The organism is Geodermatophilus sp. URMC 64 (assembly GCF_053502555.1).
This window is the reverse complement of sequence record NZ_CP199955.1, coordinates 3,886,728-3,907,409: the sequence shown is the minus strand read 5'-3', so window position 1 is coordinate 3,907,409 and position 20,682 is coordinate 3,886,728. Positions and strand designations below refer to the sequence as shown.

Here is a 20,682-nt window from a genome sequence, read left to right as displayed (position 1 = left end):
CCCTGGTGGACGCGCGAGGAGGTGACCGCGACGAACAGGGTCGAACGACTGACGCAGGCGCTGTCCGGTCAGGTGTCCGTCGTCGGCGTGGGCGACACCGACTACGCCGATGACTGGAGGAGAGCCCGCGACGGACAGGTCTGTGACGACTCCTACGGCTACGCGCAGCGTGCTTTCGTCCGCGCCCTCGCCGATGCGGGGCTGACCAAACAGGACGTCGACGGGCTGATCGTGGGGCCGACGCTCGCCTACGAGCGAACGGCCGAGGTGCTGGGCCTGGACGTCAACTGGGCCGGGCAGGCGGACGCGGCGATGTCGATCATCTCTGCGGCGTCCGCCATCGTGACCGGGCTCGCCGACTGCATCGCGCTGGTCTACGGCAACGACCAGAAGTCGGCCGCCGTCCAGTACGGCGGTCCAGAGGCGATGGGCGGGGACAGCTTCCTCTCCTACGTCTACTACGCGCCGTGGGGTTTCACCTCGCAGGGCGGGCTCTACGCCTTGCTCACGCAGCGCTACATGGCGGTGACCGGCCTGACCGAGCGCGGGCTGGGCGAGGTGGCGGTGGCGCAGCGCATGTTCGCCTCGCTCAACGGCAACGCGGTGATGCGCAAGCGCCTCGACATCGAGGACTACCTGGCATCGCGCTACATCGTCGAGCCGCTCCACCTCTACGACTACACGATCATCAACGACGGAGGGGTCGCGCTCATCCTCATGTCCAGCGATCGGGCACGCGCACGGGCCACCGGCCGGGCGGTCACCATCCGGGGGCTCGGCCGCAGCGACCTGAACGTCGACGCGACGAGCCTCCGGCCACGGCTGATCGACTTCTACCACCGCGGGCACGCGGAGGCCGCGGCGACGGTCTACGAGGTGGCGTCCTGTGGTCCGGAGGACATCGACGCGCTGCAGGTCTACGACAGCTTCAGCTCCCATGTGCCGCTGGCGCTGACCGGCTTCGGCTTCTGCTCCGACGACGACGTCGAGACCTATCTCCGCAGCGGAGCGATCCGTCCGGGCGGCCGGCTGCCGGTCAACACCTCGGGCGGGCACCTGTCGGAGAGCTACATGCAGGGCTGGAACCACCAGGTCGAGGCGGTACGGCAGTTGCGGGGTGAGGCCGGCGACCGGCAAGTGACCGATGCCCGCCTCGTGCAGTACGTCTCCGACGTCGCGGGCAAGGTCGTCAGCCTCGTCTACGAAGGCCCGAACGGGCGCGGGTCGGTGGGATGACGGCCAGGCCCGCGCCCCGCCGGGGTGTCTACGAGCGTCCGTTCTGGGAGTACGTCCAGGCTCGACAATTGCGTCTTCAGCGCTGCTCCAGCTGCGGGCAGTTCTGGTACCCGCCCGGACCCGCCTGCCCGCGCTGCCTGTCCTCGGACTGGGCGTGGGAGGCGATTTCCGGCCGCGGCTCGGTGCTGAGCTGGGTGATCTTCCACCGCGGGTACTTCGAGTCGATGCCGCCGCCGTACACCGTCGTGGCTGCCGAGCTCGAGGAGGGGCCGATCCTGCTCACCGACGTCGCGGCCCCGCCGGAGCAGCTGTTCATGGGGATGCCGGTGCGCCTGACCTACCGGCCTACCGAGACGGCGGACGGCGGGGAGTTCCTGCTCTACCACTGGGAGCCCGACGTCGCGGGTGCTGGTCAGCAGAGTGCGAGCAACGCGTCGTAGACCTCGCGAGCCAGCCGAATGCCGGTCTCCTTGGCGAGAGCCCGCTCGCGAAATCCGCGCTCACCCGGTACGCGCACCTCTTCTCCTTCCCCGGCGGGCACGGAGCTCACCCGGCGGACGAGGTCGTCCACGGCGGCCTCGAAGGAAGTCCGGCCGATCAGGAGCTCCGGGTCCCAGGCGACGTGCAGGAACCCGAAATCCTGGCTCGTTCCCGACTGGTCGAACGACCCGGAGAGCAAAGCGAGGGCCTGCACCATGAACCCAAGCCCGTAGCCCTTGTGCCCGGCGACGGGAAGAAGCGCCCCGGCCAGCGCCTGCGCGGCATCGGTCGTGGGTGATCCGTGCGCGTCGATCGCGCTGTCCGGGGGCAGTTCGACGCCCAATTGAGCCTTGAGCTGGACCTCGCCCCACATCAGGGCGGACGTACCCCCGTCGAAGATCACCGGATCGCCCGACGTGGGGACGCCGATCGCGATCGGATTGGTGCCGAGGGCCGGTCGTGTCCCGCGGAAGGGAGCCACCATGGGAGGCGCGGCCGCAACGTGGAAGCCGGCCAGGCCGGCCCGGCAGATCCGCTCCAGGTAGTACGCGCCACGCCCGCTCAGGAAACTGTTGCGCACCGCGACGACGCCGAAGCCGGTGGCACGAGCCTTGGCGATGACCAGATCGGTGGCCCGGTCGAGAACGACATAGCCGATGGTGCCGCCGCCGTCGATGATCGCCGACGCGGGGGTCTCCCGGACGACCTGCGGCGGCCGGGGCGCCGGCCGGCGACCCAACTCCCCGGCAATGCTCACGATCTTCGACAGCCCCGTGAACTCGTAGCCGCTCAGTGACGCGTCCAGCAGGTGAGCAGCCGTGGCGCGGGCATCCGAGTCGCTCAGGCCAAGAGCACCCAAGCAGCGGACGGCCAGCGAGTGGGCATCGTCTGCACCCAGGACCACGACATCTGCCTCGGGACCCGGATCGCCGATGCTCGTCATGTGTCGGTCCTCCATCAGGGCCCCTTCGTGGAGGGAGCTCTTGCAGCCCATCGGTTCGAGTCCAACCGCGGGCAAGCTCGCGGGTCATGGCCTGTCCGGCGTGGCGGGGCGAGATTAGGCGTCCCGCGGATGCATCCAACACGGTTCGCCCATGGGCCTGGTCAGGTCGCGGTGCGGGCGTGGCACCCAAGGGACCAGCGTGCACTCCTCATGCATCGAATATTGCCGTGGATGACCGACGCCGAACCGCGACTATCAACGACGGAAGCGCCGTTTGGCCTGCTCAGTCGGTGATGGCCGACGAAAGTCCACCACGCCGAGATCAATCGCAGACTCAGTGGTCCGACTCCGATCGGGCGAGCAAAACTCCGGCTCAGCGGCCTGTTGTGCTGCTCCGTGGCGATGCAGTGTCGCGCTCACACATCCCCAGCGCACAGCTCTCGGGCTCGCACCGGGCCTGACGGAGTCGCGTCGATCGGCGCTCATCGGAACGCACCGCCGTCGAGGTCGAACCGCCGCACGGGCCGGGGACGGGGGCCACGTGGCCCCCGCCCCCGGCCCGAGGGAGCGGGCGGTGCGGTCAGGCGGGCTGCTCGGTCGTCAGGTCGTTGTCCTTGCTCTCCTTCACGAACAGGGCGAGCACGAGGGCACTGACGACGCAGAGGGCGGCCAGGTAGCCGATCACCGGGGTGACCGATCCCCACACGGCGGTGAGCGACGCGACGATCACGGGCGTGAAGCCCGCGCCCAGCAGGCTGGCGAGCTGGTAGCCGAGCGATGCGCCGGTGTAGCGGGCCCGGGTGCTGAACTGCTCGGAGACGAACGCGGCCATCGGGCCGAACGTGAGCGACTGGCAGACCGACAGGCTGACGACGAAGCCGAGCACCACCAGCGGCAGGCTGCCGGAGCCCAGCAGCTGGAACACCGGATAGGCGAGCAGCGCCATGCCGACAAGCCCGGACAGCATCACCGGACGCCGTCCGTACACGTCCGACAGCCGGGCCGCGCCGAGGATCGCGAAGATCGCGAGGAACTGGCTGATCGCGAACGCCGTCAGCCCTTCCGATCGGGTCACCCCGTGCGCGGTGGCGTAGGTGACTCCGAACGTCGAGAACAGCCCCTGGATCACGAACGCGGCCGTGGTCGCCAGCCCGGCCAGCAGCAGGTTCTTCGGACGGCGCAGGACCGCGACGAGCGGGATGGGCCGCTTCCCGGTCGGCTGGACCGCCTGCCGGGCCGCTGCCTCGAGGAACAGCGGGCTCTCCTGGACGCGCGAGCGCACGAAGAGGCCGATCGCCAGCAGGACGGCGGACAGCAGGAACGGGATGCGCCAGCCCCACTGCAGGAACTGCTCGGACGGCAGGAGCGCCACCAGGGCGAGCGCCACCGTGCCGAGCACTGCACCGGTCGGAGCGCCGGCGTTCGCGACCGACGCGGCCAGGCCCCTGTTCCTGCCCTTGACGTGCTCCAGCGACATGAGGGTGGCGCCGCCCCACTCGCCGCCGACGGCGACGCCCTGCGCGGCGCGCAACAGGATGAGCGCGACGGCTCCCCACGTGGGGACGGCGGGCACCAGGCCGACGAGGAACGAGGCGACGCCCATGATGGTCATGGACAGGATCAGCATCCGCTTGCGACCGAGGAGGTCGCCGAAGTGGCCGAACAGGATGCCGCCGAGCGGGCGCGAGACGTAGCCGATCGCGAACAGCGAGTACGACGCGACGGTGGCCGCGGCCGGGCTGAGGTCGGCGAAGAAGACCGGGCCGAACACCACAGCCGAGGCGGTGGCGTAGAGGATGAAGTCGTAGAACTCCACCGTGCTGCCGAGGTAGCTCGACAGGAGAACCCGCCGCACCTCCTTCCGGCGTTGGGGCGGGCTGAGCGGTGCGGATCGTTCTGTGGTGACGGTCATGACCTCTCCAGTGGGGTCGTGGGGGTGGTGGGGGCGGAGCGAGCGGGCAGGCGTGGGTTCAGACGGTGGTCTCGGCCGGGAGGGCGACGGCCCCGCTGTGGACCAGGGCGGCCGCGTCGGGGACACCCCAGTCGCCGAGGGCCCGGGCCGGGTCCTCGGCTCCGGGCGGCACTGGGGGGTGCGGCACGGCCGGCGGCGTGCGACTGAACCGGGGCGCCGGCGCCGGCTCCGCGTGCCCGTCCCGTCGCAGGAAGGTGCGGCGGGCCACCAGGTGCGGATGGTCCGGTGCCTCGGCCATCGACAGGACCGGTGCCACGCAGGCGTCGGAGCCGGCGAAGATCTCGGCCCACTCGTCGCGGGACCGAGTCGCGAACACCCGGGCCAGCCGCTCCCGCAGCTCGGGCCAGCCGTTGCGCTCCCACTGCGACGGCAGGTCGGCGCCGGCCAGGCCGAGGCGCTCCAGCAGCAGGGCGTAGAACGGCGGCTCCAGCGCGGCCACGGCCACGTGCCGGCCGTCCGCCGTCTCGTACACGTCGACGAACGGCGCACCCGAATCGATGAGGTTCGTGCCGCGCTCGTCGTTCCACGCGCCGCCGGCCAGCATCGAGTAGGGGTTGGCCATCAGGTGGGCCACCCCGTCGACGATGGCCGCGTCCACGACCTGTCCGCGCCCGGAGCGGCCCGCCTCCCAGAGCGCGGCCAGCACCCCGGCGACCAGGTACATCGCCCCGCCGCCGAAGTCCCCGACCAGGCTGAGCGGCAGTTGCGGCGGCCCACCGGCGCGGCCGATGGCGTGCAGCGAGCCGGTGATCGCCTGGTAGGTCGGGTCGTGGCCGGCCCGCTGGGCGAGCGGGCCCTCCTGCCCCCAGCCGGTCATGCGGCCGTACACCAACCGCGGGTTGCGAGCCCAGCAGTCCTCCGGGCCGATGCCCAGCCGTTCGGTGACCCCGGGCCGGTACCCCTCCAGCAGGACGTCGGCCTGTTCGACGAGGCCGAGCACCACGGCCGGCCCCTGCGGGTGCTTGAGGTCGACGCACAGCGGTCGCTTGCCGCGCTGCAGCGTGTCCAGCCGCGGGTCGATGGGCATCGTGAAGCCGGCGCCGGCGCGGTCGACCCGGACGACGTCGGCGCCCAGGTCCGCGAGGAACATCGCGGCGAACGGGGCCGGGCCCAGGCCGGCGAGCTCGACCACACGCAGCCCCGCGAGCGGCCCGCCGTGGCGCATGGTCATGTCACTGCACCACGCGGATCTGCTTGCCGGCGGTGAGGTGACCGGCGACGAACTCCTCGTTCAGCGTGATGCCGAAGCCCGGGCCCTCGTTCGGGTACAGCTTGCCGTCCCGGAAGACCGGCACGTTGAGTGCGATGTCCTGGGTGATCGGTTCGGCCTCGTTCTCCCACCGGCCGTGGATGATCAGCGGGCCGAGGTTCTCGTGGGTGAACTGCGAGGCCCACTGGTTGGCGATCATCAGGTGCGCCGAGGGGCTGGCCTCGAGACCCGAGCCGATCATGCAGCCGCTCATCACCGGCAGGTCGGCCAGCCGCGCCAGGGTGAGCCAGCGCTGCGCCTTCACCAGCCCGCCGACCTTCTGCATCTTGATGAACAGGCCGTCGGCCGCCCGGCGCTCGATGATCTCCCGGATGTGGTGCAGCTCCTGGGCCGACTCGTCGGCGAAGATCGGCGTCTCGATGCGGGTCCGCAGCCGGGCCAGGCCCTCGATGTCCCAGTGCGGCAGCGGCTGCTCGATGCACTCCATGCCGAAGGCGTCGAGCCGGCGCATGGCCTTGACGGCCTGGTCGTAGTTCCAGAAGCCGTTGGCGTCGACGACGATCCGCGCGTCGTCGCCGAGCGCGCGGCGCACCTCGCGGACGTTGGTCACGTCGTTCTCGACGTTCCCGTCCGACTTCAGCTTGATCAGGGCGAAGCCCTTCCCGCGAGCGGTCACCGCCTCCTGCACCACCTGCTCGGGAGGACCGGCGGAGACGACCCAGCCCTGCACGGAGGCCTCGGCGCACTTGCCGCCGAGCAGCTGGTAGACCGGAACGTCGAAGGCCTTCCCCTTGAGGTCGTGCAGCGCGAAGTCGACGAGCGCCTTGGCCTGGTTGTTGTCGCGGACGAAGGTGTCCATCTGGCCGACGATCAGCTCGATGTTGAGCGGGTCCTGCCCGATGAGGAACCGCGGCGCGATGTGCTCGCAGATCATCGAGATGATCGAGTCCTGCGTCTCGCCCCGGTACCAGGTCGAGGTGTCGCCGGCGTCGCCGATGCCGACGGTCCCGTCGTCGGTGGTGATCTTCAGGACGACGCTGTGGATGTGCGTGATGCGGGTGCCCGGCATGACGAACGGGCGCGTGAGCGGGGTGGAGACGGGCAGCGCCTCGACCTTGACGATCTTCATCGGGTGAGCTCCTGGGAAGTGGTGCGCCCCGTGGCTCCGGCGGCGCAGAGGTCGTCGAGGGCGGCCTCGTCCAGGCCGGCCTCGCGGAGGATCTCCTCGGTGTGCTCACCGAGGAGCGGTGCGCGGCGCACGACCGCGCCGGGGGTGCGGGAGAGCTTGGCGGGCACCCCGGGGACGGCGACCTGCCGGCCGGTGCCGGGCTGCTCGACGGTCGGCAGCATGTCCCGCGCGGCGAAGTGCGGATCGGCGAAGATGTCGGCCGCGTCCAGGATCGGCCCGAGCGGCACCTTCCCGCCCAGCAGCTCGATCAGCTCGGCGACCGTGTGCCCCGAGGTCCAGGCGTTGACCTCCTCGTAGACCGCCTCCCGGTGCCGCCAGCGGTCGCGGTCGGTGGCGAAGCGGGGGTCGTCGACCAGGTCGGGGCGGTCCATGGCGGCGCACAGCGCCACCCACTGCGGCCGGTGCGGTGCGCCCAGCGCCACCACGCCGTCCTTGGCGCGCACGGTGTCGAAGGGGGCGAAGCCCGGCAGCTGGTTGCCGATCGGCGCCGGCACCTGCCCGGTGTGCGCGAAGGCGTTGACCACGACCTCGGAGACGGCCAGCACGCTGTCGACCATCGCGACGTCGACGTACTGCCCGCGCCCGGACCGCTCGGCCTCGCGCAGGGCCGCGAGCGTGCCGAAGGCGGCGAACAGGCCGGGCACCGTGTCGCCGAGGCCGGAACCGGCACGGACGGGCGTGGCGGCGTCAGGTCCGGTGATGCTCATCAGGCCGCCCATCGCCTGCGCGACGATGTCGAACGCCGGCCAGGAGCTGTAGGGGCTCTTGCCGCCGGCGGCGTCCCCGAAGCCGCGGATCGACGTGTACACCAGGCGCGGGTTCCGGGCGGCCAGGACGTCGTAGCCGAGTCCGAGCCGCTCCATCACGCCCTCGCTGAAGTTCTCGACGAGCACGTCCGCGGAGTCGGCCAGCCGCAGCAGGACCTCCCGGGCCGCGGGTTGCTTGAGGTCGAGGACGACGCTGCGCTTGCCGCGGTTGGCCGACTGGAACACCCCGCCGTACGCACGGACCGGGTCGTCGTCGGCGAACGGGCCGGCGCCGCGGAGGAAGTCGCCGCGCGGCGGCTCGACCTTGACGACGTCCGCGCCCTGGTCGGCGAGCAGGGCCGTGCAGAACGGCCCGGCCAGGGCCTGGGTCAGATCGAGGACGCGGACGCCGTCCAGTGCGCGGCGGCCGGCCGCATGCCCGCCGCTCATGTCGTGGCCTCCCGGCCCAGCAGCGCGCGGGCGACGACGACCTTCTGGATCTGCGGCGTGCCTTCTCCGATCTCCATGCCGGAGATGTCGCGGAGCATCGCCTGCAGCGGCAGCTCCTCGGAGAAGCCGACGTGCCCGTGGGCGATGATGCAGTTGCGGATGGCCTGCAGGGAGACGTCGGTGGCCATCCACTTGGTCATCGCCGCTTCCTTGCCGAACGGCCGGCCGGCGTCGGCCAGCGACAGCGCCCGGTAGGTCAGCCACCGGGCCGCCTCCAGCCGGGTCGCGTCCTCGGCGATGGGGAAGCTGACGCCCTGGTAGGTGCTGACCGGCCGGCCGAACGCCTGGCGCTGGGTGACGTAGGCGATGGTCATGTCGAGGGCCTTGCGGGCGACGCCCGTCGTCATCAGGCCCATGACGGAGCGGGTGTAGTCGAACTCGGCCATCACCAGGCGGAAGCCGTCGCCGACCCCGCCGATGACGAGCTCGTCGGGGACGAGCACGTCGTCGAGGAAGACCCCGGCACGCCCGAGCGGCTTCCACCCCGGGTCGACGAACCTCTGCATGCTCACGCCCGGGGCGTCCAGCGGCACGAGGAACGCGGTCACCCCGCCGGCGCCCGTGCTCTCGTCGACGGCGCGGGCGAACGTGATCATCGCCTTGGCGTGCGGGGCGAAGGTGATCGACGTCTTCTCCCCGCTGAGCCGCCAGCCGCCGTCCACCCGCGTCGCCTTCATCCGCATCGCGGCGGCGTCGGAGCCGCTGCCCGGCTCGGTGAGACCGAGGGCGACGACGTGCCGGCCCTCCACGATGCCGCGGACCCACGGCTCCGCGACGTCGGGCGCCAGGAAGCGCTCGAGCAGCGGGCCGGTCAGGTTGGTCGTGTAGGCGAGCTGGCTGAGGTAGAAGTCGGCGTAGGCCAGCTCCTCGTGCGCGATGCCGAGGTGCACCTTCGTCAGCACCTCGCCGATGCGGCCCTGACCGCCCAGTTCCTCGGAGACGCCGAGGCCGAGCAGGCCCTGCGCGGCCATCTTCCCGGCGAGGTCCCACGGGAAGTCCTCGCCGTGCGCCCGCTCGAGGTAGCCGTCGCTGAACGGGGCGGCGAAGTCGCGGACCCAGGCCGCGAACTCCTCGTACTCGGGGGCGAACAGGACGGGCGGCGGGGGGAGCTGGGCGGGTTCTGGCATGGCGGTCTCCTGTGGCCGGCCGGGCGCGCGCAGGCAGGCGCGACCGACGACACGGTGTGGTGTGGAGTGGGAGAGCCCGGTGTCCGGTCACCGGGGCGCCTCACCGGGTCCTGCGAAGACCCCGGTCCGAGGCGGTGCAACCGAGTATGGCTGCGGTCACAGCATCGAAAAAGGACAAGAAGCCGCGGTGCTTCCTCGACTCAGCTGAAGAACGCGAGCTCGCTCAGATCGACCGGACAGAGCGGCCGGCGTGCTCGATGAACGCCCGCACCACGCGGCTCGGGCGGACGTCGGCCCGCCACGCGATCACCAGCCGGACGGGGTCGAGCTCGGGCGTCCCGATCGGCCGGGACACCGTCTCCAGGCCACCGTATGTCCGGCTCAGCCGGGTGGGGGCGAGCATGATCGTCCAGCCGAGGCCGTGGCCGACCAGGGCGCGGACGGTCTCGGGATTGGCCGAGCGGTACCCGATCCGCGGCGTGAAGCCGGCCCGGGCGCACACGTGCATGGCGTGCTCGGCGCTGGGCTGGCTCTCCAGCAGGACCATCGGCTCCTCGGCCACGGCCGAGAGGTCCACCGGTCCGCGGTCGGCGGCCATCGGGTGCTCCGCGTGCACGACGAGCGCGGGGTGCCGGGTCAGCAGCGTCGTCGTCCGCCAGCTCTCCGGGATCCACAGGTCGTAGAGGATCACCGCGTCCAGCTCCCCGGACCCGAGCCCGGCGGCGAGCCGGTCGTTCATCGCCTCCAGGAAGTGCACGTGGACGGCGGGGTGCTTGCCGGTGAACTCGCGCAGCAGCGGCGGCAGGACGGTGGGACCGATGGTGGGGTAGCAGCCCACCGACAGTGGTCCGCTGAGCTCGCCGCCGGCTCCCGTCGTCTCCCGTTCCATCTCGTCGGCCTGCTGGAGGAGGACCCGCGCCCGCCCCAGCATCATCTGACCGGTCGGGGTCAGCTGGACCCCGTGCGCCCGCCGGCGGACGCACAGCTGCGCCTGCAGGGCCCGTTCGAGCTCGGTGATCGCCATGGACACGGCCGACTGCGACACGAGCAGCCGTTCCGCGGCGCCGCTGATGGTGCCGGCCTCGGCCACCGCGACGAAGGCCACGAGCTGACGCATCGTGAACGCCGGCACGCGGTCCAGAGGCCTCATGGGGCGAGGCTAGATCGCCGTCCGCGGCCCGGGACCGGGTCACCGGACCAGTAGCGTCGAACGCGTGGCCAAGGCCGAGGGCGCGCCCGCGTTCACGATGAACCAGCTGGCCGCCTTCGTCGCCGTGGCGGAGGCCGGGACGATCAGCGCTGCCGCCGAGCGGTTGCACGTCTCCCCGTCGGCACTCTCGGCGGCGGTCAGCGAGCTGGAGCGGGCGCTGCAGTCGCAGCTGCTGCGACGGCGCAAGGCGAAGGGTGTCAGCCTGACGCCGACCGGTGAGGCGGTGCTGCCACGCGCCCGCGTCCTCCTGCACCAGGCCTCCGAGCTGGAGGCCGACGCCCGGGGCGAGGAGCGCGGTGTCACGGGCCTGGTCCGGCTCGGCTGCTACCCGTCCCTCGCGCCGACCGCGCTCCCCGCGCTGATCAGCGATTTCACGCGGGCGCACCCTGACGCACGCCTCGAGGTGCACGAGAACACGCAGGACCAGCTGAGCAAGGGGCTCGACAGCGGGGAGCTCGACCTCGCGATCGTCTACGACCTGGACCTCGACCCGGGCTGGCAGGTGGCCGCCCTCGCGCGCCTGTCGCCGCGCATCGTCCTGGCCGCCGACCACCGGCTCGCCGGAACCGAGGGCCCCGTCGCGCTCGGGGATCTGCGCGAGGACCCCATGGTGCTGCTCGATGCCCCGCCGAGCTCCGGCCACGCCTTCGCCTGCTGTGCGGCGGCCGGGTTCAGCCCGCGGGTCGTCTACCGGGCCCGCACCTACGAAACCGCCCGCTCCTTCGTCGGCCGCGGGCTGGGCTGGACGCTGCTGCTCCAGCGCCCCGGCGCCGACGTCACCTACGAGGGCCGGCCGGTGGTGGTCAAGGACATCGCGGCGCCCGTGCTGCCCGATGTCGCGGTCGCCGTGGTCTGGTCCCCGGAGTCCCTGCTGAGCAGGGCGTCCCGGACCTTCATCACCCATGCGGTGCGCATGGCGCAGGAGGGCCGGCTCGGGCTACCGCGGAAACCCTGAGGTATCACCGTCAAAACCGCCGCTTTTCCGCTGAGGTGACGGTGCCCACTCTGGGGTGCGCGGCGGAGCAGTCGCATCCCAGAGCGGAAGGTCGATTCGATGGCGACAGCGGTCTCCCCGGCCCGGCGGAGCGTTCGGCGAGCCGTCGCCGGCAGCTTCATCGGCACGGCGATCGAGTGGTACGACTTCTTCATCTACGGGACGGCGGCCGCGCTCGTCCTCGGTCCGCAGTTCTTCCCCAGCGACTCCCACCTCGCCGGCACGCTCGCCGCGTTCGCCACGCTGGCCGTCGGCTTCGTCGCCCGGCCCGTGGGCGGCGCGGTCATGGGCCACTTCGGCGACCGGACCGGACGCAAGTCGATGCTGGTCGTCTCCATGCTGCTCATGGGGACGGCGACCGTCGGCATCGGTCTGCTGCCCACCTACGACGCCATCGGCGGGTGGGCGCCGATCCTCCTGGTCGCCCTCCGCTTCATCCAGGGCATCGGCGTCGGCGGCGAGTGGGGCGGTGCCGTTCTCATGGCCACCGAGCACGCGCCCAGGGGCAAGGCCGGCCTCTACGGCGCGGCCCCGCAGATGGGCGTCCCCGCCGGGGTCGTCCTCGCCAACGTCGTCTTTCTCCTGTGCACCCAGACGATGTCCGAGCAGCAGTTCCTGAGCTGGGGGTGGCGCGTGCCGTTCCTGCTCAGCGTCGTCCTCATCGCCGTCGCGCTGTGGATCCGCCTCGGGGTCGTGGAGACCCCCGCGTTCCAGAAGGTGGCGCAGGAGGACCGGGTCCGGTCCGTGCCGCTCCTCGAGGTGCTGACCAGCAGCTGGCGGACCGTCCTGCTGGCCGGCGGAACGTTCATCGCCACCAACGGCATCGCCTACGTCTTCATGGTCTACGTGCTGAGCTACGGCTCCACCGAGCTCGGCTTCGGCCGCGGCACCATGCTGGCGCTGCTCATCGCCGCCTGCCCGGTGTGGATGCTGGGCATGGGCCTGTCGGCCTACCTGTCCGACGTCGTCGGCCGCCGCCGGGTCTACGTCGCCTCCAGCGTCGCGTTGCTCGTCGTCTCCGCGGTCTTCTTCACGCTGCTCGACACCGGGGCCCTGCCGGTGATGCTCGCCGCGATGCTGGCGCTGGCCTTCGTCCTCGGCTGCACGGTCGGCCCGCAGTCGGCCCTGTTCGCCGAGCTGTTCCCCGCCCACGTCCGCTACAGCGGCGCGTCCCTGGGCTACCAGGTCGGCGCGATCCTCGGTGGCGGGATCGCTCCCTTCCTCGCGACGTGGCTGTACGCGCAGTTCGGCACGACGGTGGCCATCTCGGCCTACTTCGTCACCGTGAGCCTGATCAGCCTCGCCAGCACGCTCGTCCTGCTCCGCCGGCCGCACGAGGCGGAGGAGCCGGCCCCCCGCAGGACCTCCGCCGTTTCCCCGTCCCTGCTCGCCGAGGCGGTGCGCTGACATGACCACTTCCCCGTACCACGTTCCCCGCACCCACCCGCCCGCGCGGTTCGCGTCGACGACCGCCACCGATCCCGCGCTGCCCGTCGCCGTGGTCGGCGCCGGCCCGGTCGGCATGGCGGTCGCGCTCGGCCTCGCCCAGCGCGGCATCGCGGTCACCGTGCTGGAGGCCGCCACGCAGGTGTCCTTCGGCAGCCGGGCGATCTGCATCTCCCGGCACAGCCTCGAGGTCGCCGACCGGCTGGGCTTCGGCGAGGAGCTCTCCCGGCTGGCCCTGCCGTGGGTCGGCGGCCGCAGCTTCTACCGCGACGTCGAGGTGCTGCGGTTCCTCATGCCGAACGAGCCGCACACCGTCCGCGGCCCCATGGTCAACGTCTCGCAGTCCGAGTTCGAGCAGCTCATGGTCGACGCGCTGGCCGCGCACCCGCTGGTCACCCTGCACTGGGGCGCCCGCGTCGCGGGCTGCAGCACCGCCGGGGACGAGGTCGAGCTCACCGTCGACACCGCCGACGGCACCCGGCGCCTGCGGGCGTCCTGGGTGGTCGCCGCCGACGGCGGTCGCAGCCGGATGCGCGAGCTCACCGGCGTCCGGCTGCAGGGGACGAGCTACGAGGGCCGCTACGTCATCGCCGACATCCACTGGCAGTCCGACCTGCCGGCCGAGCGGATGGTCTGGTTCGACCCGCCCAGCAACCCCGGTTCCACGGTGATCATGCACCGCCAGCCCAACGACATCTGGCGGATCGACTACCAACTCGACCCGGCCGAGGACGCCGACGTCGAGACGCAGGAGCACCGGATCCGGGACCGGATCGCCAGCCACCTGCAGTGGCTGCGCAACGACCGGCCGTGGACGCTGGAGTGGCACGGGTTCTACAAGGCGCACGCCCTGGCGCTGGACCGGTTCGTCCACGACCGGGTGCTCTTCGCCGGCGACGCCGCGCACCTGGTCCCGATCTTCGGGGTCCGTGGCCTGAACTCGGGCATGGAGGACGCCGAGACCCTGGCGTGGATGCTGGCGGCCGTGATCGGCGGGGCGGCCGACCGCGCGATCCTGGACACCTACTCCGCGGAGCGGCACCACGCCTGGGAGCAGAACGTCGCCAACGCCGGCAAGTCCACGCTGATCATGACGCCGGGCAGCCACGGGTACCGGACCACCCGCGACGCCCTGCTGGCGCTGGCCACCGTGCGCCCGGAGTTCGGGGCGCTGATCAACCCGCGGCAGAGCAGCGCCACGCACGCCCGCCTCTCGGCGCTGACGGTGGCGGCCCCGGGCGCCGCGGGGCTGCTGCCCGGCGACCCGGTGGAGGACCGCCGGATCCGGCTCGTCGGCGGCAAGGAGACCTCGCTCAACGAGATCCGGGGTCCCGGCTTCGCGGTCGTCGGGTTCGCTCCGGACGCCGCCGCGGTCGCGGCCGCCGAGCGGCTGCGCGAGGACCTGGCCGCCGCGCTGCCGGCGGAGCAGGTGACGGTCGCGCTGGTGGGCGGCGCGGCCGACCGGCAGCCGGGCGTGTGCGCCGTCGATGCCGAGTCGGTCGACCTGGCGGCCGTGTGGGGTGCCCGGCCCGGCGAGCTGTTCGTCGTCCGGCCCGACGGGCTGCTGCTCGCCCGGGGGCAGGCCACCGATCTCGCCGGCCTGCCGGCGCATCTGCGCGCCGGAGGCGCCGCCGGGGATGCCCGGGAGGCCGGCGGGGCGGCCGAGGCGCCGCCGGCCGGGCTGGCCCGGCGTGAGGCGGCCTGGCTCGGGCTGTCCGAGGGCCTCGACGCGGTGCCCGCCGACGACCGCGAGGGATTCCTGACCCGGCTGGCCCTGCTGCTGGGCGACCGGGTCGACACCGACGACTTCCGGGCGGCGGTCGCGACCGCGGCCGCCGTCCGCTGAGAGGAGAGCTGGCGATGCCCCACTACCGATCTGCCGGGTGCGTGCCACCCAAGCGGCACACGCAGCACCGCACGCCGCAGGGCGGCCTCTACTTCGAGGAGCTCATGGGGGAGGAGGGCTTCTCCTCCGACTCCTCGCTGCTCTACCACGTCAACATCCCGTCGGCGGTGGTCGACGTGCGCGTCTGGGAGCTGCCCGACCAGACGCTGACGCCCAACCACCCGCTGACCCCGCGGCACTTCTCCACCCACGCGCTGTTCGACGGCGACGCCGCGGGGGCCGACGCGGTCACCGGCCGCCGGCTGCTCCTGGGCAACGGCGACGTGCGGCTGTCCTACGTGGTCGCCGACGCACCGAGCCCGCTGTACCGCAACGCCATCGGGGACGAGTGCCTCTACGTCGAGTCCGGCCGGGCGGAGGTCCGGACCGTCTTCGGTGACCTGACGGTGGGCGAGGGCGACTACGTCGTCCTCCCGCGCGCCACCACCTACGACGTCGTGCCCGACGGCGGGCCGGTGCGCCTCTACGCGATCGAGGCCAATTCGCACATCGCGCCGCCGAAGCGCTACCTGTCGAAGTACGGCCAGTTCCTCGAGCACGCGCCGTACTGCGAGCGGGACCTGCGCGGACCAGGGCAGCCGCGGGTGGTCGAGGGCGAGGACGTCGACGTCCACATCAAGCACCGCGGCCCGGGGCCCGGCGGCATCGCCGGAACGGTGCACACCTACCCCCGGCACCCGTTCGACGTCGTCGGCTGGGACGGCTGCCTGTACCCGTACGTCTTCAACATCGCCGACTACGAGCCGATCACCGGGCGCATCCACCAGCCGCCGCCGGCGCACCAGGTGTTCGAGGGGCAGAACTTCGTCATCTGCAACTTCGTGCCCCGCAAGGTCGACTACCACCCGCTCGCCGTGCCGGTGCCCTACTACCACTCCAACGTCGACTCCGACGAGGTGATGTTCTACTGCGGCGGCGACTACGAGGCCCGCAAGGGCTCGGGCATCGGGCAGGGCTCGATCAGCCTGCACCCCGGTGGCCACCCGCACGGGCCGCAGCCGGGCGCGGTGGAGCGCTCGCTCGGCGCGGAGTTCTTCGACGAGCTCGCCGTCATGGTCGACACCTTCCGGCCGCTCGACCTCGGGGAGGCGGCGCGCGCGACGGACGACGGGCGCTACGCCTGGTCGTGGTCCGGCGGACGCCGGCCGGCGCGGGCGGAGGCGCAGCGGTGACCGTCGTGACCGTGCCCGCCGACTCCCTGTTCGGACCGGACAACCTGCCCTACGGCGTGTTCTCCGTGGAGGGATCCCGGCCCCGCGTGGCCACCCGGCTCGGTGACACCGTGATCGACCTCGCCGTCCTGCTCGGCGACGAGGTGTTCGCGCAGCCGTCGCTCAACGCCTTCATGGCGCAGGGGTACGACCGGTGGGTCGCCGTCCGCCGGGAGATCGCCGAGCGGGTGGCGGGGGAGATCCCCGACGAGGCCGTGCACGCGGTCGGCGACGTCACGCTCCACCTGCCGGTGGAGGTCGCCGACTACGTCGACTTCTACGCCTCCGAGCACCACGCGGCCAACCTCGGCCGGCTGTTCCGGCCGGACAACCCCGACCCGCTGATGCCGAACTGGAAGCACCTGCCGGTCGGCTACCACGGGCGGGCGAGCTCGATCGTCGTCTCGGGCACCGACATCGTCCGGCCGTGCGGCCAGCGCAAGGGCAAGGACGACCCCGCGCCCGTGTTCGGCCCGTCGGTCCGGCTCGACATCGAGGCGGAGCTGGGCTTCGTCGTCGGGACCGGGACGGCGATGGGTGAGACCGTCCCCGTCGAGGAGGCCGAGCGGCACATCTTCGGAGTGGTGCTGTTCAACGACTGGTCGGCCCGTGACATCCAGGCCTGGGAGTACGTCCCGCTCGGCCCCAACCTCGGCAAGTCGTTCGCCTCGACCATCTCGCCGTGGGTGGTGCCGTTGCTGGCGCTGCAGCCGGCCAAGGTGCCCACGCCCGCCCAGGAGCCGACGCCGCTGCCCTACCTGGCGATGCCGCGCCCCTGGGGGCTGGACGTCGAGCTGGCGGTGGAGTGGAACGGCCAGGAGGTCAGCCGCCCGCCCTACCGGGAGATGTACTGGTCGCCGGCGCAGATGCTGGCCCACCTCACCGTCAACGGCGCCCCGTCGCGCACCGGCGACGTCTTCGCCTCCGGCACGATCTCCGGGCCGGCCAAGGAGAGCCGCGGCGCGTTCATCGAACTCACCTGGGGCGGTGCGGAGCCGGTGGACGTCGGCGGGGAGCGGCGCACCTTTCTCGAGGACGGCGACGAGATCGTCCTCACCGGGACGGCTCCGGGGCCGAACGGCACCCGGCTCGGCTTCGGCGAGGCCCGGGGCCGGATCCTGCCCGCGATCGGAGGCGGCCCGGGTGCTGACCGGCAGTGACCGCCACTCCGGGACGTCCGCCGGCACCACGACCGGCCCCGCCGAGGAGGTGCGGCGGAGCGCCGCGGCGATGATGGACGAGGACCACGCGGTTCGCGCGATCGGCGCCGAGGTCACGGTCGTCGGCGACGGGCACGCCGTGGTCGAGATGGTGGTCCAGCGCGACCACACGAACGGGCACGGACTCGCCCACGGCGGTCTGCTGTTCTTCCTGGCCGACACCGCCATGGCCTACGCATCCATCCGGCCGGGGGGTGCTGCCGGCGTCACCACGGCAGCCGACGTCGTCTTCTCGCGGCCGGCCGCCCTGGGGACCCTGCTGATCGCCGAGAGCCGGTGCGTGCACCGGCAGGGCAGACGCGAGGTGCACGACGTCCGGGTCACCGATGGCCTCGGCACGGTCATCGCGCTGGTGCGTGGCCAGATGGTCCATCGCGACGCGTAGTCGGTGTGCGCAGAGTTGGTCAGCCGGCGAGGAGCACCCCGATGAACAGGGCACTCACGGCGCTGGGTGACTCCGGAGACCGCGACGGGGACCAGCTTGACGATCAGGGTGGTCCGGTACGCCCGCCCGCCGTCCCCGATCGAGAGGACGTTCCAGATGCCGGTGGCGAGGAGGGCGGCGAAGACCGGCCACGCCACCCGGTCGAAGGCCCTTGTTGCCACACTGCACAGGCGGGGCTCTTCGTCGGGCCGAGAGGACGGGACCATGACCGCTGGACGTCTGCTGGCCATCTTCGACGAGCTGGTCGACGCCGATCCGGCCGCCACCGTGCTCCTGGACGCTCACGCCGGCCGCGCCCCTGCCCTGCCGGTCACCCGGCGGGAGCTGCGGGATCTCGCCGCAGGCGCCGCAGAGGGTCTCCGCGCACGGGGAGTCGGAGCGGGCGACTGTGTCGCCGTCTGGCTGCCGAACTGGTCCTCGTCGGTGGCGGTCCAGCTCGCTGCCCTCTCGGTCGGGGCGCACGTGATCGGCATCAACACCCGCTACAACGTCGACGAGGTGGCGCACGTCCTGGAGATGTCCCGGCCCCGGGTGGTCGTGATCGCGCACGGCTTCCACGGTCTGGACCTGCTCGGCCGCTACCGGGCCGCCGTCGACGCCGTCGCTGCCGACGCCCCCAGCACGCTCGTCGTCTCCGCCCCCGGATCCGAGCCCCTCGGCGACGTATCGGCATACGACATGGGAGGAGGCGCTGCCCGGTTCCCATCGGCGTCCCCGGACGGTCGGCTGGATCCTTCGGAGATCGCTGGGCTCGCCACCGCGTTCACCACGTCCGGCTCCACCGGTCGCCCCAAGCTCGCCGCCCACAGCGAGACAGCGCTCGTCGAGCACGCCCTGGCCGTGGGCCGACGCACGGGAATGGAAGCGGGAGACCTCGTGCTCGGGGCACTACCGCTCTCCGGGGTCTTCGGCTTCAACGCCGCGATGGCGGGCCTGCTCGCCGGCGCCGCGGTGCTCCTGGAGCCGACGTTCGATGCCGGCGGGGTGCTCGCCGACATGGCTCACCACGGCGTGACGCACGTGGCGGCGGGCGACGACCTCCTCGGCCGGGTGGCCGACGCCTGGAGGGCGGACCGGCCGACGCTCGCCGTCCGGTGGATCGGCATCGCGGACTTCGAAGGGCGTTCCCAGGAACTGTGCGCCTGGGCCGAGGAGGAACTGGGCGCGACGGTGACCGGGCTGTACGGCTCGTCGGAGCTGTTCGCCCTCACCGCGTTCTGGCCGGCCGAATGCCCCTCCGCGTTGCGCTGGACCGGCGGCGGGCGCGTCGTCATGCCGGCGATCGACGTCCGGGTGGTCGATCCGGCCACCGGTCGGGTGCTGCCCCGAGGGGAGGACGGCGAGCTGCAGTTCCGCGGCCCGAACGTCGTGGACGACTACCTGGGCGACCCCGGCGTCGCCGCGACGGCCTTCACCACGGACGGCTGGTTCCGCAGCGGCGACCTGGGTCGGATCGTCGGGCCCGGCGCCTTCCAGTTCATCTGCCGGATGGGCGACGTCCTGCGGCTGCGAGGCTTCCTCGTCGATCCCGCGGAGATCGAGGGTCGGCTCGTGAGCCATCCGGCTGTCCGGCTCGCGAAGGTCGTGGGTGTGCCGGGCCCCGGAGGGGGTGGAACCGTCGCAGTCGCCTTCGTCGTCCCGGAGCCTTCGTCCGAACCGGGCGAGGAGGAGTTGAAGCGGTGGTGTGCGGCGAGCCTGGCGACGTTCAAGGTTCCGACGCGTGTGCATGTCATCGACCACATGCCGACGACGTCGGGGACCAACGGGACGAAGATCCGAGCGGCCGCACTTCGGGAGCTGGCCGTGCTCCGGCAGCACCAGCCTGATCCGTAGGCGGTCCTGCGATCCGGCCGGGCGCGGCGTGGAACAGTCCGACGATCTGACCACCGATCGGAGGGCGGAGAGTGGACCTTCAGCTGAGGGGCAAGCGAGCGATCGTGACCGGCGGTAGCCGCGGCATCGGCAAGGCGGTGGCGCGGTCGCTGGCCGGCGAGGGCTGCGACGTGGTCATCGTCGCCCGCACGCAGCCGGCTCTCGACGAGGCGGCTGCCGAGATACGGGCGGCAACCGGTCACACAGTGGTGCCGGTCGTGGCCGACACGGGCGTCGACGAGTCCGTCGACGCGATGGTCGCCGCCGCCGTCGACGCCCTCGGCGGTGTCGACATCCTGGTCAACAGCGCCGCCACGCCGGGTGGGCAGACGACACCTCCGGCGTTGGCCGACGTCACGGGCGCGCTGTTCTGGGACGACGTGAACGTGAAGGTCCTCGGTTACCTGCGCTGCGCGCAGGCCGTCGCGCCCGGCATGGTCGACCGAGGGTGGGGGCGCATCGTCAACATCTCCGGCCTCGCGGCCCGGAGCACCGGCTCCCTCATCGGCTCGATGCGCAACGTCGCGGTCGCGGCCATGACGAAGAACCTCGCCGACGAGCTCGGCCCGCACGGCATCACCGTCACCGTGGTCCACCCCGGTCTGACCCGCACCGAGGCGACGCCCGGCGTCGTCGCTCGCCTCGCCGCAGCCCAGGGCACGACGCCGCACGAGGTCGAGCGCACGCTGGCCGGCAACAGCATCCGTCGGGTGGTCGACGCCGACGAGGTGGCCGACGTCGTCACGTTCCTGGCCTCGCCTCGAGCCGGCTCGATCACCGGCGATGCCATCGCCTGCGGCGGCGGGCAGCCTCGGGCGATCCACTACTGAGCCGGGACCGAGGTGTTCGGTTGCCGGTCGCGTCGGGCACGGAGGCGGGAGCCGTGACAGGCCGGTGACGGCTCCCGCCTATCGTCCCGCGCACGTCGCGACGCCGACCGGGCCGCCGCGACGGAGCACCGACGG

At 72.4% G+C, this 20,682-nt stretch carries 17 protein-coding genes; 10 read left to right on the top strand and 7 right to left on the bottom strand.

Going from position 1 to position 20,682, the window contains the following annotated elements; translation table 11 throughout:
• The first annotated feature begins 21 nt into the window (after window positions 1-21).
• Both ACWIYF_RS19010 and ACWIYF_RS19005 read left to right on the top strand, forming a co-directional pair.
• Entirely contained in the window at window positions 22-1,236 is a 1,215-nt protein-coding gene (locus tag ACWIYF_RS19010; protein WP_448624395.1) for a thiolase family protein, read from the top strand.
• Window positions 1,233-1,676 carry a Zn-ribbon domain-containing OB-fold protein gene (locus ACWIYF_RS19005; RefSeq protein WP_448624394.1) on the top strand — a complete coding sequence of 148 codons (444 nt, stop codon included), beginning with the start codon at window positions 1,233-1,235 and terminating at the stop codon, window positions 1,674-1,676. The genes ACWIYF_RS19010 and ACWIYF_RS19005 overlap by 4 nt, the downstream gene beginning before the upstream one ends.
• On the opposite strand, the gene ACWIYF_RS19000 is transcribed toward ACWIYF_RS19005, so the two are convergent.
• From ACWIYF_RS19000 to ACWIYF_RS18970, 7 genes are all read right to left on the bottom strand, one after another.
• Complete coding sequence (locus ACWIYF_RS19000) at window positions 1,649-2,659, bottom strand: Ldh family oxidoreductase (protein WP_448624393.1); 1,011 nt, start codon at window positions 2,657-2,659, stop codon at window positions 1,649-1,651. The genes ACWIYF_RS19005 and ACWIYF_RS19000 overlap by 28 nt on opposite strands.
• Before the next feature lie 580 nt (window positions 2,660-3,239).
• Window positions 3,240-4,514 carry an MFS transporter gene (locus ACWIYF_RS18995; protein ID WP_448624392.1) on the bottom strand — a complete coding sequence of 425 codons (1,275 nt, stop codon included), beginning with the start codon at window positions 4,512-4,514 and terminating at the stop codon, window positions 3,240-3,242.
• A gap of 115 nt (window positions 4,515-4,629) precedes the next feature.
• Entirely contained in the window at window positions 4,630-5,802 is a 1,173-nt protein-coding gene (locus ACWIYF_RS18990) for a CaiB/BaiF CoA transferase family protein (protein WP_448624391.1), read from the bottom strand.
• Window position 5,803: 1 nt separating this feature from the next.
• Complete coding sequence (locus ACWIYF_RS18985; protein WP_448624390.1) at window positions 5,804-6,970, bottom strand: mandelate racemase/muconate lactonizing enzyme family protein; 1,167 nt, start codon at window positions 6,968-6,970, stop codon at window positions 5,804-5,806.
• Window positions 6,967-8,226 (bottom strand): CaiB/BaiF CoA transferase family protein, encoded by a 1,260-nt coding sequence (locus ACWIYF_RS18980; RefSeq protein ID WP_448624389.1) that lies wholly within the window; start codon window positions 8,224-8,226, stop codon window positions 6,967-6,969. The genes ACWIYF_RS18985 and ACWIYF_RS18980 overlap by 4 nt, the downstream gene beginning before the upstream one ends.
• A complete protein-coding gene (locus ACWIYF_RS18975; protein ID WP_448624388.1) occupies window positions 8,223-9,413 on the bottom strand; it encodes an acyl-CoA dehydrogenase family protein in 1,191 nt (396 codons plus the stop codon). The genes ACWIYF_RS18980 and ACWIYF_RS18975 overlap by 4 nt, the downstream gene beginning before the upstream one ends.
• Window positions 9,414-9,636: 223 nt before the next feature.
• Window positions 9,637-10,563 carry a LysR family transcriptional regulator gene (locus tag ACWIYF_RS18970; protein ID WP_448624387.1) on the bottom strand — a complete coding sequence of 309 codons (927 nt, stop codon included), beginning with the start codon at window positions 10,561-10,563 and terminating at the stop codon, window positions 9,637-9,639.
• A gap of 64 nt (window positions 10,564-10,627) precedes the next feature.
• On the opposite strand from ACWIYF_RS18970, the gene ACWIYF_RS18965 reads away from it, so the two are divergent.
• The 8 genes from ACWIYF_RS18965 (at window position 10,628) to ACWIYF_RS18930 (ending at window position 20,547) form a co-directional block, all read left to right on the top strand.
• Window positions 10,628-11,578, top strand: coding sequence for a LysR substrate-binding domain-containing protein (locus tag ACWIYF_RS18965; protein ID WP_448624386.1), 951 nt, complete (start codon window positions 10,628-10,630; stop codon window positions 11,576-11,578).
• A gap of 99 nt (window positions 11,579-11,677) precedes the next feature.
• Window positions 11,678-13,024, top strand: a complete 1,347-nt coding sequence (locus ACWIYF_RS18960; protein ID WP_448624385.1) for an MFS transporter — start codon at window positions 11,678-11,680, stop codon at window positions 13,022-13,024.
• Window position 13,025: 1 nt separating this feature from the next.
• Window positions 13,026-14,909 carry an FAD-dependent monooxygenase gene (locus tag ACWIYF_RS18955; RefSeq protein ID WP_448624384.1) on the top strand — a complete coding sequence of 628 codons (1,884 nt, stop codon included), beginning with the start codon at window positions 13,026-13,028 and terminating at the stop codon, window positions 14,907-14,909.
• A gap of 14 nt (window positions 14,910-14,923) precedes the next feature.
• Window positions 14,924-16,141 (top strand): homogentisate 1,2-dioxygenase domain-containing protein, encoded by a 1,218-nt coding sequence (locus ACWIYF_RS18950; RefSeq protein ID WP_448624383.1) that lies wholly within the window; start codon window positions 14,924-14,926, stop codon window positions 16,139-16,141.
• Window positions 16,138-17,340 carry a fumarylacetoacetase gene (gene fahA / locus ACWIYF_RS18945; protein ID WP_448624382.1) on the top strand — a complete coding sequence of 401 codons (1,203 nt, stop codon included), beginning with the start codon at window positions 16,138-16,140 and terminating at the stop codon, window positions 17,338-17,340. The genes ACWIYF_RS18950 and fahA overlap by 4 nt, the downstream gene beginning before the upstream one ends.
• Window positions 17,324-17,785 (top strand): PaaI family thioesterase, encoded by a 462-nt coding sequence (locus tag ACWIYF_RS18940; RefSeq protein WP_448624381.1) that lies wholly within the window; start codon window positions 17,324-17,326, stop codon window positions 17,783-17,785. The genes fahA and ACWIYF_RS18940 overlap by 17 nt, the downstream gene beginning before the upstream one ends.
• Before the next feature lie 156 nt (window positions 17,786-17,941).
• Complete coding sequence (locus ACWIYF_RS18935; protein ID WP_448624380.1) at window positions 17,942-19,678, top strand: AMP-binding protein; 1,737 nt, start codon at window positions 17,942-17,944, stop codon at window positions 19,676-19,678.
• A 104-nt stretch (window positions 19,679-19,782) separates the two neighbouring features.
• Window positions 19,783-20,547 (top strand): SDR family NAD(P)-dependent oxidoreductase, encoded by a 765-nt coding sequence (locus ACWIYF_RS18930; RefSeq protein ID WP_448624379.1) that lies wholly within the window; start codon window positions 19,783-19,785, stop codon window positions 20,545-20,547.
• The last annotated feature ends 135 nt before the right edge of the window (window positions 20,548-20,682 follow it).

What these genes read in the sequence shown, in the direction of transcription:
- ACWIYF_RS18970 (WP_448624387.1), bottom strand. Translation starts at nt 10,563, where the DNA reads ATGAGGCCTCTGGACCGCGTGCCGGCGTTCACGATGCGTCAGCTCGTG.
- ACWIYF_RS19005 (WP_448624394.1), top strand. Translation starts at nt 1,233, where the DNA reads ATGACGGCCAGGCCCGCGCCCCGCCGGGGTGTCTACGAGCGTCCGTTC.
- ACWIYF_RS18960 (WP_448624385.1), top strand. Translation starts at nt 11,678, where the DNA reads ATGGCGACAGCGGTCTCCCCGGCCCGGCGGAGCGTTCGGCGAGCCGTC.
- ACWIYF_RS18975 (WP_448624388.1), bottom strand. Translation starts at nt 9,413, where the DNA reads ATGCCAGAACCCGCCCAGCTCCCCCCGCCGCCCGTCCTGTTCGCCCCC.
- ACWIYF_RS18950 (WP_448624383.1), top strand. Translation starts at nt 14,924, where the DNA reads ATGCCCCACTACCGATCTGCCGGGTGCGTGCCACCCAAGCGGCACACG.
- ACWIYF_RS18935 (WP_448624380.1), top strand. Translation starts at nt 17,942, where the DNA reads ATGCCGGTGGCGAGGAGGGCGGCGAAGACCGGCCACGCCACCCGGTCG.
- ACWIYF_RS18980 (WP_448624389.1), bottom strand. Translation starts at nt 8,226, where the DNA reads ATGAGCGGCGGGCATGCGGCCGGCCGCCGCGCACTGGACGGCGTCCGC.
- ACWIYF_RS18955 (WP_448624384.1), top strand. Translation starts at nt 13,026, where the DNA reads ATGACCACTTCCCCGTACCACGTTCCCCGCACCCACCCGCCCGCGCGG.
- ACWIYF_RS18985 (WP_448624390.1), bottom strand. Translation starts at nt 6,970, where the DNA reads ATGAAGATCGTCAAGGTCGAGGCGCTGCCCGTCTCCACCCCGCTCACG.
- ACWIYF_RS19000 (WP_448624393.1), bottom strand. Translation starts at nt 2,659, where the DNA reads ATGACGAGCATCGGCGATCCGGGTCCCGAGGCAGATGTCGTGGTCCTG.
- ACWIYF_RS18990 (WP_448624391.1), bottom strand. Translation starts at nt 5,802, where the DNA reads ATGACCATGCGCCACGGCGGGCCGCTCGCGGGGCTGCGTGTGGTCGAG.